This is a genomic window from Komagataeibacter ossonobensis (genome assembly GCF_057359305.1).
The window spans coordinates 1-12,320 of sequence record NZ_JBXAYQ010000033.1 but is presented as its reverse complement, the minus strand read 5'-3'; the positions used below and the strand labels follow the sequence as shown (position 1 = coordinate 12,320).

Here is a 12,320-nt window from a genome sequence, read left to right as displayed (position 1 = left end):
CTCACCGCTTAACCGCCAAACACGATTGTATCGGAAGGCAGCACGCGTGCAATCCGCGGGAGGATCGAGCGGACGGAAACATCATGAAGGTCTGCTGACAGGCTGGTGCAGAGATCCTCGGCGATGACAATATGGTAGCCAAGTTCCCAGCCGTGCCGTGCAGTGGATTCAACCCCGAAATTCGTAGCAATACCGCCCAGCACGACCGTCCGGATGCCCCGCCTGCGGAATTGCAGGTCAAGTTCCGTGCCGGTAAATGCCCCCCACTGATGTTTGGTGATGACGATATCGCCGGGTGCTGCCAGCCCATCGGCCAGGTGCGCCCAGTCCGCTGGCAGGCCGCCTTCCGGCGGGCTTAAGGGCTGGTCGGCCAGACCGGGCGGCGCGTCGGCAAAGTCAGGTGCAAACGCGACCCGAACCAGTACGACCGTAGCACCTTCATCCCGGAAGCGGGCAGCAAGCGATTTACCGCTCTCCAGCACCTGCGACGATGGCCGCGGGGCGGTTGGCAGGGCAAGTATGCCATTCTGCAGGTCAATGAGGACAAGGGCGGTGGTTCGCGGGTCAAATCTGTTCACGGATCGGCGCCTTCCGGGATCTGGATACATGGTCGGGTCAAACATCGACCGGCATTGGAAAATCGGTTATGCGAGGACTGTCTCGCATAAAAGAAAGTTGAGGGTACCCTCGCATTATGTCAAGCCCGCCCCGTTCATCACCACTCGCGCCCAAGCGGCAGCGCGGACGCGACCGCGTTGAAGCGATCCTTACGGCCGCAACAACGGTCTTTGGCGAGAAATCTTACGAGGCGGCGACGATGACCGAGATCGCTGCCTGCGCCAGCACGGCAATCGGTTCGCTCTACCGTTTTTTCCCGACCAAGGACGTGCTCGCAGCCGCAGTGCTCGAACGCTATGGCGCGCGACTCCTGCATGCCCTGGATGAATTGGTCGACCGCGATCCGCCGCTGTCGCCACGTGATGCAGCAGAAGGACTGCTGGACATCATCCAGCGTCTGCGGACGGAACGCTCAGTCGTCCTTTCCCTGCTCGACAGCGGGATTACCCTGCCAGATGGGACAGGAACGCTCCGCAAGGCGCTGATCGGGCGCATGAGCCAGTTATTGTCACGGCTGGGTGGTTCTCCGGGTCTACATGACGAACGGGCCGTGATGCTGCTGCATCTGGTCAAGGCGATCTTTGCCCTGCCACAGGATCATTCGGTCCCCCGCCCGGCACAGGACAAGGAAGCCGTTACGGTGCTGCGGCTCTATCTGGAACATGCGGTCGCCTCCCGCTGATCCGAGTCAGGGGTCGCTCCGTAACCTCTGAATCCGCACGCAGCCGATCGATATCTCCAGCGGTCGCGTCATCTGAATTAAACGGGTCTGCTTTTCAAAGCATAACTGACTGTAATGCGGTGAAAATCGAGCTTTGACTCTCCAACTGTTTCGCGAAGGTCAGAGAAACACATCAAGCTGATACAACAGTTCTGCCGGTGCTTCTTCCTGCGGACTATGACCACAGTCGATCGCGTATCCCCGCACGTCCACGGCTTTTTCGCGCCATGTCTCGACAACATCATATAGCGCGCCCACGGTGCCGCGTGCGCCCCACAGAGCCAGTAATGGGACCTCAATCCGCCTGTCTGCATCAGTCGCATCATGGACGAGGTCGATGCCTGCTGCAGCGCGGTAGTCTTCGCATGCTGCATGACGCATTGCCGGGTCGGCGTAGCATCGACGATATTCGGCCATGACACGCGGATCAACCGATCCTGGTATCTTGATCTGTCCTGCAATGTGGCTTTCGAGAAAAAAGTCTGGATCCCCACTGATCAGCCTTTCGGGCAAGGGGGCGGGCTGGATCAGAAAAAACCACCAGAAATAGCGTCGGGCGAATTCCATATTGGTCCGGGCATACATCGTTGCTGTCGGTGCGATATCGATCAGCACCAGTTTTTCCACCGACTGCGGTGCATCCAGCGCCATGCGGTGCGCCACCCGTCCGCCCCGGTCATGCCCGACAACCATGAACCGTTCAAATCCAAGCTGGTGCATGACGCCAACCTGATCAGCCGCCATGGCCCGCTTGGAATAGTTGGCGTGATCCGCCCCAGCTTCAGGCTTGGCGCTATCACCATAACCCCGCAGATCTGGGGCCACGATGGTAAAACGTTTCGCCAGTGCGGGCGCAACCTTGTGCCAGGTCAGATGCATCTGCGGATGACCATGCAGCATGAGCAGCGGCGGTCCGTTTCCGCCGGTAGCCGTGCGGATCCGCACGCCATTCACCTCGATATCCCGCCAGCTAAAGCCCGGCAATAAATCGGGGAATTTCCTGATTGCGATCATGCTTTCACCTGCATTCGTCCAGTGGACACACAGCAAAAAAGCAGAATATCAGGAAACCAGTATTTCCCCTGATGAAAACCTGTTGATGACCAATCCGCAGACGACGCAATGACTTTCGAAGCCGCAGGCATCTTTGGCTATGCCTCGAGAACGCGGCTGATATCGTCATGGGCCACTGTGCCCATTAATTACTAATCAGTCCAATGAGTAGTCGGCCTACCAAAAACAAAAAGGACGGTCAGAAAAAAATACTCTAACCAGCAATGATTGCAGAACCGTTGGTATGGCGATGACATCACGTTTACAGTCATCAGTTACACAAGCAAGACCGTCCTATCGACACGCAGTGCCTCCACGAGCTACATGCCCAGCCTGCTTGTTCTGAAATCGCTTAGTCCTCTCAAACGCGCCCCAGCACGTATTTCGGACACAAGGCACATACACTCGTGCAATGGTGACCCAACATTACCACTCAGACCCAGTACCGGTAATTCACGCAGAAACAAATCTGATACGCTGACTGCTGCAGGTTACGCATCCTAAGCAAAAGTTCATTCTTGAACGGGCCAGTAGCGATCCGTCAGCAGTTTAACTGCCTCCTCCATCTCTTCGCGAGAACGTAGCTCCGCCAGCATGAAAGTGACCTGCAAACGCTTAGGCGACTTCGCATCTATTTTTACAATCTCTTTGCCATCCGTATCGCGAGTGATAGCGACGGCGCCACGTTTAGGCGAGCGCGGGTTGCCGCGACGTAGATGTCCCAGTTCCGTTGCTACCGCATTCTCGAGTTCGCGAGCCACTGCAGCAGGTTCCACAAGGTAGTTCTGATCTTTGCTTCGCAACGCAGCAATACGTTCAGCAGCCTCGTAGACCACTTCGCGTGATGCACTGTCTTTAATAAGGGGCTTTATCTGCATCACATGCTTAAGCCGAATATCATGCGGGCTAACAAATGCCCGAGTGACTGCTTCAGGCAATCTAGCAAGGTCGAGGTACCGGCTTAACCATGCTTCAGAGACGTTTAACCGATCTGCCATCGTTTTTTGGCGACCATGATAGTACCGATCCAGACCCAACAAGTAATCCTTTGCGCGCTCGTAATCGGTAAGGTCCTCACGCGCCCTATTTTCCAGGTCCGCAATACGGAAGGCTTCCTCGTCCTCCATTTCACGAGGCTCAACAAGGAACTTAATGTCACGATAATTATTGGCGTTAAGCCACGAAACAGACCAATGCCGGCGTGCGCCACAGATCACTTCGAAATCAAAATCTGGGTTGTTGGTCAATCGCCGAACGATGGCCGGAACCTCTTGGCGTCCCTGCGCACGAATGCTTTCGATAAGTTCGCGACAGTTTTCATAAGACAACGCGGCGTAATCACGATTATGACCCTCCCACATTTTGCATCGTGCAGGGTCAATAAACTCGTGAGTACGAGTAACAACTTTACCGCTAGCAACTTCTGCCAATCGGTTAGTACGATCATTAATGATTGACCGATTTGGACGAGACTGGCCTTGTCTACCGGTTACGCCTGAAATTGCAGCTGTTAACCCGTCCGCAAAAGCCCTATTTTTCCCCGACATTTATCCCTCCTTTTTCACATTATTCGACCTGCAAAAAGTTCGAATGATGCTTTGAAAATGCGTGCTTCGCTTCTCGCTCCGCTACCAATCCAAAATTGCAACGTTGCAATTTTCAGAAATTGACGATTTGCGAGAGTTCAATGAACCGCCATCTCCAAGAAAAAATTACACCAGTCCTTCCTTGCGAAGCCGCTCCTGATGACTAGGCCACATTCCCCGAATATCCGTTTCAAGCTCCTTACACACTGCGTTCAGATAGGTAAGGCAGCGATCACGAACCGACTTGCTTGTGATCGCTCCTTGCTGTTCGTACACAGTCATGAGTCGAGCTGTGGCATTGTCGATTTCAGCAGAATTTTTCAGAGGGGCTCTAACTAGATGATGGCCGAAAATAGCCTGCATCAGCTTGATAAGTTCCTTGTGAATCGACTTGTTCTCTTCTACCCGAGAAGCCACGAATTTGAGAAACTCTAGAGAAGGAGCCCTGTCAAACTGCGCTAGCGTCCGCAATGTCTCCTCCAGCATCGACAGGAAGGCTGTCGTTGACGAAAAGTCCATAATTGTCGGGGGCACCGGAACGACCAATGCATTTGCTGCCCTCAGCACAGAAAGCGAGATTGCTCCCAAGGCAGGAGGAGGATCCATAATTATAACGTCAAAATTTGGCGCTATAGACGCCAGCCCTACCGACAACCGATCCACAAGGCCAGGCTCGCCCTGAGCCATCCGCGCGGCGATTTCATACTCAGATTGAAACAGCCGCAGATTAGACGGTATCAGATATAGACCATCGAAATGCGTAGGTTTGAGCGCGTAGCTCAGTGACGAACGTTCATCGTGCCGCAAAAACGGGTAAAGCGTCTCATCCTCAGTAAGGTCTAAATCTGGCACGTAACCAAAGAGCGTTGTTGCGGACGCTTGGCTATCACAATCGATCAGCGCCACGCGATAGCCTTGGATCGCGAGATATTGCGCAAGGTGAACAGCAACTGTTGATTTCCCGACACCGCCTTTAAAGTTTTGAACAGCTATGATTGCCGGCGGGTCGCCTGGATCACGCCACGGACGCGTGCCAAAGATCCCGCGCATGTCGTTGACCTGTTCAAGCGTATATCCCACACGCCTGTTATTGGCTCCCCGTTCAGGTTTGGGCAGACGACCATCCTTTTCTGCGTCGCGTATGGCTGCAGGCGTCCGGCCTACGAGTTCTGCAGCCTGGCCAATCTGAAATGTCGGTTCTCGTCGCTCGCCGGCTCGCGCGGCAACAGCGCTTTCCCTCAAATTCTCCAGAACTGCCGCGGCTTTATCCGCCAGCCCTTCAACCATTTGGAGACTCGTATATCCGGCTTGCTCGAGATCAGCTGTCATAAATCTTTCTTTCGATAAACGTCCGGCGCGCACTAACTTTCGATTTTCAATGGATAATGTCTATCTTTTCGAAAGTCGAGACTTAACTCGATAGCCATTCCCTTTTTTTAATGCCGGCAAAGCGCAACGATCATATGCCGGATTAAGGTCTGTGGGGATTCATCGTGAGTGGATGATGGCTGCAGCGAGATAGATCATGGCGCTGAAGCTTTTGTCCGTTTTGTCGGCACGCATGGCGATGCGTTTGAATTCCTTGAGCTTGCAGAAAAAGTTCTCGATCAGGTGCCGCCATTTATACATTTCCCGGTCAAGGGGTAGCGGTTTTGAGCGCCTTGGGTGCTGGGAAATGACGACTGTGGCGCCCCTTTCATCGAGTTCAGCGATGATGGTGTTGCTGTCGAACGCTTTGTCAGCGATGAAGGCATCGAATTCGAGACCGTCAATCAACGGCAGCACGTCCACACTGTCGAAGCGCTGCCCAGGCATCAGACGGAAACGCACGAGACTGCCCAGAGCATCCGTCAGCGCGAGAATCTTCGTCGTCATGCCGCCTTTCGAGCGGCCAATGGCCTGCCTTTGAGTCCCCTTTTTGCCCCCTGACCGTGGCGGTGAACTTTCACGATCGTCGCGCCGACCATGGCGTATTCCATGTCCGGATCGCCGGACAGGGCATCGAAAATCCGCTCGAAGACATCGGCATTGCGCCAGTCGCTGAAGCGACGGAAAGCGGTGCTCCAGTTGCCGAACACGGCGGGCAGATCACGCCACGGGCTTCCCGTTCGGACAATCCACAGCACCGCTTCCATAAAAAGCCGGTTATTCCGACCGCTTCGACCCGGATCCGTCGATTTGCCAAGGCATTGGGGTTCAATCAGCGCCCATTGGGCGTCCGTCAGTACAAAGCGTTCCATCAGAACCTTGGATCATAACTCAGGCCTCATGTGAATCCCCACAAGCCTTAGGTAGCGAACATAAAAACCGAAAAGATGAGTGTCCTGACCTCTTGGGGGAGCATGTGATAAGATGTACGAGGTATCCTGACCTTATGGGGGATCCCAATCGGCGCACGTCGCTATCCTGACTTCTTGGGGGGAGGTACAAATGCTTACCCTGACCTCGTGGGGGATATTTGTCCCTGCATCAATGAGAACAGCGGAACACTGAATTCCACCCCTAGCCGAATGCAATAGCTTCCAGTCGAGCATCTCGGTGGCGCTGCCAAAATAAGCAACCACATCAGGCCTTCAGTTACCCAGTCACTTTCGCTTTAATCTTTAGTGAGCTTTTTTTTTCGAAATTTTCTTTGCCACATATTAGAGATTGCAACATTGCAATTTGGGACAAATACGTTCAGTTGCCTCAGAGACATCGGCATAGTGCTGCGAGCTGGGTTACCCATACCGTCGCTTACTGCCGACTGGGTAGGTCAGTTACTTGTGGAAAAAGGCTAGTAACCTCGCGTTTTTCGCAAGGGAATCCATATACCTTCAAACAATTGCAACGTTGCAATCCACCCACACTGGGCAATCATCTGGCGTGGAACATCGTCATAGCAGCCACGGCAGCTATGAACGAGATCAAAAAAAGAGACGAAAGCCCGTTAAACTGCGAATCGCACTCATAGATTTCATTAAAAAACACGCGCAAGTCCCATAGATACCGGTTTGCGACCGTCAACATGAAAGTTCTTAAAATAACGTGTGGGCACTTCCCCCAAACTAGCTACCTTAACTGACCGTCCCCCACGAGGTCAGGTTAGATCCCCCACGAGGTCAGGTTACTATCCCCCACGAGGTCAGGCTAGGTCCCCCACGAGGTCAGGAAATGCTCTAAAAGTCGTTGGTTTTCCTAGTATTTTTTGTCTTGAATCAGAATCACTTCAATAGAATCAGAATCCCCCGCAGCACGCTGCGGTCGTGTTTATAAAAATCTTCATAAGAAACCTTACTTCTCAGCACCATGCGCGGCCGCGAGAAGGTGCTGAAATCCCCAATTCCCCCTTCACCTGACCTTATTCTCATTCTAAGGTCAGGATACGAATCGTTCGTCCCGTTAGGTGCTGGATAATCCGCCCATGCAATACGCATCCGAAAGTAATGAAGCTCCAAAGCGCGCCATGCGTGTTGCTCGCGCTCTACAGCATAAGGGTGCCGACGAGTTCGCCAAACCTGGCCACCTTGTGGAGATACGTTTCGTCAGAGGCCAATCGCTAAGCCTGACTGCATCACGTCTGCTCGCGTTGATGATTCTTGTAGCCGGTGGCGATGCTTGGAAGCCAGTGGTCCACCGCATGCGCAAAGCAGACATCAGGCGGGGTCACAAAGGTAACGAACGCATAAGTGACATGCTTGAAGAACTGCATGGTACTCTATTTGCCGAAGACGACATTTCCTGGCGAGGTAAAAAAGCGACGCGACGATTTTCTCTGATTGCCTCTTCAAGGGAAGAGGTTGAAGATACGGAACCTGGAAAAGAAGTCGGTTGGATCGAGTGGGAATTTACTCCTGATGCCCGAAGACTAATCCAAGAGTCTGAGACCTATGCGGTCATGAACCGCACCGCTGTATTGGGTTTTCGTTCGGCTTACGCGCTTAAACTTTACGAAATCGGGGCCTTGCGCGTGAAGAGACGTCAAACCGTGTGGAAAGGTGACGTTATCGCATTTCGTGCTGCCTTAGGGATCTCGCCTAACGTCTATAAAGACTTTGCTCAGTTGCGGCGAAAAGTATTGACCGTTTGCAAGAATGAAATCGACGAATTGGCGCATTTTACGGTCGAGTGGACCGAAATAAGACAAGGAAGAGCAGTAAGAGAACTCGAGATTGTTTTCCAACCAAAGGAAACCCCAAAGGTCATAGATCATCAAACAACTACACGCCAATTAGAAACACAACGCAATCAAGTAGTACGACCCGCAGCTGCGAAAAGCGATGGGCAGGTAATGTTTCCAGCAGGTTCTCTCCAGTTTGGAGCGGACCAAGAGATATTCGCTAGAATAGCGCGTTCCTCTGGCGGGGGCTGGGATATCGACCTGATTGCCGATGCATTCCGAGACCATCTTGGTGAGCGACTTGGCAAGCTGCATGGTTCCAAGCTTAAAGCGGCATGGAAAGGCTTTTGCGAAAGTTATCACAACCGTCGAGGCAATCCGTAAACGTGAGCCGAGAACGCTTCTATGACGCTAAAAATGCGAAATAGGGCGCGACAACGCAGGTCGTCTCTATGTCGATTTAGAGGTTTCTCAAAAATTGCAACGTTGCAATTTTCCAGCGACAATCCATTTTAACACTCGGTCGACTGTAAAAATTTAAACGACTGCAACATAGCGATCGGATGTGTGACTACCCGCTTTTTCGTAAGATTCAAGCTAAACGGGTGGTAAGTCTGCTTCCAGAGGAAGAATAAGATTAAGAGATTAGTCCGCAAAGTCATTTAGGGAGTGGCACCAGATCGGCCAGCACGCCGCAAGGGGTAGCTCCTCCCCGTGCTCGGCGTCTGCGTCGCCTGCGCGCGGGTCCGGTGCTGCCGCTACGCGGCACCCTTGCCCCGCACTGCCCGACCCGGTTGCAATGAGAGCTGAAGGAAAGAGTAATCAGGCGACACAACCTGGTTAGCACGCCCGTTCCTGACATCCCGAAAACCTGACCCGGAAACATCCCGGCCCGCAGAAGCAGCGCCGGGTGCCGGCGTTTGTACGGAGCACGGCCATGTCGTTCCAGCTCAACCTCTTCGGCACAACTGCTCTCGCAGATACCCAGAACGACCTTTTCTGGGGCGAACTTGAAGGCGAAGACGGCACCTCCCCTGTCTCGCCCGTCACACCGGCCCCGATGGCCCTTCCCCAGATCGACTTTCATATGGTGGCCGACCGAGGCCTCGCTGACACCTGGAAACAGCGGGCCCGTGACAACGCGCTGGCAATCGCGCTGCTCAAGGAGATCGAAGAAGCAGACCGAAACGCTTCGTCCCCCGAACAGATCGTCCTGTCACGCTTCATCGGCTTTGGAGCTGGAGAACTGGCGAACAACCTGTTTCCATCCGGGAGCGATAGCCCCCGCCCAGGCTGGGAAGAGATTGGCGAGGCGATCCATGCCTCCACAACAGACGTTGAAAGGGCAGGACTGAAGCGCGCGACACAATATGCGCATTTTACCCCTGAACTGATCGTGCACGCACTCTGGAACAAAGTGCTGCAGATGGGCTTCAGAGGCGGTTCCGTGCTTGAACCCGGCTGCGGGACCGGTCTTTTCATCGCGGCCCGACCGGAAAGGCTCGAGGGACGCATCGCCTTTACCGGGATCGAGAATGATCCGATTACAGCAAGGATTGCGCGCAGGCTCTATCCGAACCAGTGGATCCGCAGCGAGGATTTCACGACAGTGACGCTCGCAGACGGGTATGACCTTGCGATCGGTAATCCACCCTTTTCCAATCGCACCGTGCGTGGCCCGGAAGGTCTGGGACGGCTTGGCCTGAGCCTGCATGATTTTTTCATCGCCCGATCCATCGAAGCACTCCGCCCGGGCGGCATCGCAATGTTCGTGACGTCCCGCCATACGCTGGACAAGACGGACAGCACCGCGCGCCGGACCATCGCCGAGATGGCTGACCTCGTGGGGGCGGTCCGGCTCCCCGCCGGGGCAATGCGCGATGACGCCGGCACGGACGTGGTGGTGGACGTACTGGTGTTACGCAAGCGCATGATCGGCGACATGGCCGATGACGAGACCTGGCTGGAAACCGACGCCCTTACGGATAGCGACCAGGGTAACGGTCCACTCCTCGTCAATCGCTACTTTCTCGACCATCCGGAGCAGGTGCTTGGCCGTCACGGCTGGACCACCACCCAGTTCGGTCCCGATTACACATGCGACGCGCGTGCCGACGGCAGGCTCGATGTGATGTTGCCCGGGGCCCTGAGCCGGATCGGGCAGGACGTGCGCTTTCCGGAACCCCTGGACCAGCGCATTGTCCGGCCGGCGGGATCCGGTGTGCTGGTCGGCACGGCTGCCGATGGCGCCCAACTGAAAGAGGGCTCCTACTTCGTCACGAAAGGCGTCCTGCAGCAGATCTGCGACGGACAGGCCGCCACCGTCGCCATCAGGAAAGGGGATCAGAAGGATGGCCTCTTCCAGAAGCATGCCCGGATCATTGCCGCGCTGATACCCGTCCGAGATGCGGCATGCGCGGTGCTGCGGGCGCAGATGGAGAACCTGCCCTATGGACGCCTGCAGGGTGACCTGAAGCGTGCCTATTTCAGCTTTGTCCGACAGTTCGGCCCGATCAACCTGATGAATGTGACGGTCCGGATCGATCCGGAAACCGGGGTCGAAAACGAAACCCAGCGGCGGCCAAACCTTACGCCATTTTACGATGATCCCGACGTCTGGCTGGTCTCGTCCATCGAGGAATACGACGAGGCGACACAGAAAGGCCGGATGGGACCAATTTTCTCGGAACGGGTCATTCATGCGCCTGTCGAACCCGAGATCCATTCCGCCCACGACGCCCTGGCCGTCTGCCTGCATGAAACAGGCGGCGTGGAAATGCCGCGGATCGCGGAACTCATGGGACAGTCCGAAGCCGAGGTCGCGGCCGCGCTGGGGGATGCGGTCTATCTCGATCCGGTACGGAGCGTGGATGGTCGCGATATCTGGGTCACGGCTGATGAAATGCTCTCCGGCGCCGTGCGTACCAAGCTGGAAGAGGCACGCGATGCGGCCCGGATCGATGGGCGCTACGCCCGGAACGTCACGGCGCTGGAAGCTGTCCAGCCAGCCGATCTGCGTCCGTCGGAGATCACCGCGCGCCTTGGCGCTCCGTGGTTGCCGGTCAGCGACATCATCGCGTTTACCGCCGAGGTGCTCGGGGTCGAAACGGTCATCTATCACGCGCCTGCTGTCGCCTGCTGGACCGTGGAGAAACGGGCGTTCATGGGCAAGGCCGAGGCTACGTCAGTCTGGGGGACGGAACGGCGACATGCCGGCGAACTGCTGGAAGATGCCCTGACGCAGGCATCGCCAAAAATATGGGATGTCTGGCGTGATGGCGATGGCAATGAGCACCGCGAACTGAACACACAGGAGACGGAAGCCGCAAAGGAAAAACTGGCAGCGATCAGGCGTGCGTTCGAGACATGGGTCTGGCAGGATGGCGATCGGGCCGAGCGGCTGGTCCGGCTGTACAATGATACTTACAACAACCTGGTTGCACGCGCGTTTGATGGCTCCCATCTGCGCCTGCCCGGTGCAAGCACCACGATCAGCCTGCGCCCCCACCAGAAACGGGTCATCTGGCGGATCATCGCCGCGGGCGGCACGTATATCGCGCACGCGGTCGGCTCCGGAAAGACGTTCTCGATGGTTGCGGCTGTCATGGAGCAGAAGCGGCTTGGCCTGGTCAGCAAGGCGATGATCGCCGTCCCCGGTCACTGCCTCGCCCAGATGGCTCGCGAATTCCTCATGCTCTACCCGACCGCACGGATCCTCGTCGCCGACGAGACGAACTTCGTGAAAGCAAAGCGCCAGCGGTTCCTCGCGCGGGCCGCGACCGGAAACTGGGATGCGATCATCATCACGCATGATGCATTCAGGTTCATCCCGGTGGAGGGTGATTTCGAACGCCAGATGATCGAGGCGCAGATCGCGTCTTACGAGGAAGTGCTGGAAAGCGTCGACGCGGCCGACCGCCTGTCGCGCAAGCGGGTCGAGAGCATGAAGGAGAAGATGCAGGCGAAGCTGGAAGGCCTTTCGGCTCGAAAGGACGATCTCGTGCATCTGGGAGAGATCGGCATCGACCAGATCCTCGTCGATGAAGCGCAGCAGTTCCGGAAGCTGAGTTTTGCAACCAACCAGTCCGACCTCAAGGGGGTCGATCCGAACGGCTCGCAGCGGGCCTGGGATCTCTTCGTGAAGACGCGCTACCTGGCGGCAAAAAATCCGGAACGTCCGCTGATCATGGCGTCCGGCTCCCCGATCACCAATACGCTCGCCGAAATGTGGACGGTCAGCCGC

The 12,320-nt window shown here is 55.7% G+C and carries 8 protein-coding genes and 1 pseudogene; 4 read left to right on the top strand and 5 right to left on the bottom strand.

Annotated features, from left to right (window positions below):
- Window positions 1-8: 8 nt before the first annotated feature.
- The gene (locus AC1RQ9_RS14650; protein WP_485987515.1) at window positions 9-578 is read right to left on the bottom strand and encodes a hydrolase; all 570 of its coding nucleotides are present in this window, start codon (window positions 576-578) and stop codon (window positions 9-11) included.
- A gap of 116 nt (window positions 579-694) precedes the next feature.
- Between AC1RQ9_RS14650 and AC1RQ9_RS14645 the strand changes: the two genes are divergently transcribed.
- A complete protein-coding gene (locus AC1RQ9_RS14645) occupies window positions 695-1,300 on the top strand; it encodes a TetR/AcrR family transcriptional regulator (RefSeq protein WP_485987513.1) in 606 nt (201 codons plus the stop codon).
- A 159-nt stretch (window positions 1,301-1,459) separates the two neighbouring features.
- Here the strand turns inward: AC1RQ9_RS14645 and AC1RQ9_RS14640 are convergent, their stop codons facing one another.
- Window positions 1,460-2,323, bottom strand: a complete 864-nt coding sequence (locus AC1RQ9_RS14640) for an alpha/beta fold hydrolase (RefSeq protein ID WP_485987550.1) — start codon at window positions 2,321-2,323, stop codon at window positions 1,460-1,462.
- Here AC1RQ9_RS14640 and AC1RQ9_RS14635 point away from each other — a divergent pair.
- A complete protein-coding gene (locus AC1RQ9_RS14635; protein ID WP_485987552.1) occupies window positions 2,238-2,465 on the top strand; it encodes a hypothetical protein in 228 nt (75 codons plus the stop codon). The two genes, AC1RQ9_RS14640 and AC1RQ9_RS14635, sit on opposite strands and share 86 nt — an antisense overlap.
- 439 nt (window positions 2,466-2,904) lie before the next feature.
- Here AC1RQ9_RS14635 and AC1RQ9_RS14630 read toward each other — a convergent pair whose 3' ends face one another.
- The 3 genes from AC1RQ9_RS14630 to AC1RQ9_RS14620 form a co-directional block, all read right to left on the bottom strand.
- Entirely contained in the window at window positions 2,905-3,939 is a 1,035-nt protein-coding gene (locus tag AC1RQ9_RS14630; RefSeq protein ID WP_485987511.1) for a ParB/RepB/Spo0J family partition protein, read from the bottom strand.
- A 165-nt stretch (window positions 3,940-4,104) separates the two neighbouring features.
- Window positions 4,105-5,307 carry an AAA family ATPase gene (locus tag AC1RQ9_RS14625; RefSeq protein ID WP_010512186.1) on the bottom strand — a complete coding sequence of 401 codons (1,203 nt, stop codon included), beginning with the start codon at window positions 5,305-5,307 and terminating at the stop codon, window positions 4,105-4,107.
- Between the two features lie 159 nt (window positions 5,308-5,466).
- Window positions 5,467-6,218, bottom strand: a protein-coding gene (locus tag AC1RQ9_RS14620; RefSeq protein WP_485987510.1) for an IS5 family transposase whose coding sequence is annotated in 2 segments (ribosomal slippage) — window positions 5,467-5,894 and window positions 5,894-6,218 — 753 coding nt in all. Because the reading frame shifts where the segments join, the coding sequence is not laid out codon by codon here.
- 1,163 nt (window positions 6,219-7,381) lie between these two features.
- On the opposite strand from AC1RQ9_RS14620, the gene AC1RQ9_RS14615 reads away from it, so the two are divergent.
- Both AC1RQ9_RS14615 and AC1RQ9_RS14610 read left to right on the top strand, forming a co-directional pair.
- Entirely contained in the window at window positions 7,382-8,461 is a 1,080-nt protein-coding gene (locus AC1RQ9_RS14615) for a RepB family plasmid replication initiator protein (RefSeq protein ID WP_485987509.1), read from the top strand.
- Window positions 8,462-9,014: 553 nt separating this feature from the next.
- Window positions 9,015-12,320: pseudogene (locus tag AC1RQ9_RS14610) on the top strand (lactate dehydrogenase); the annotation flags it as partial.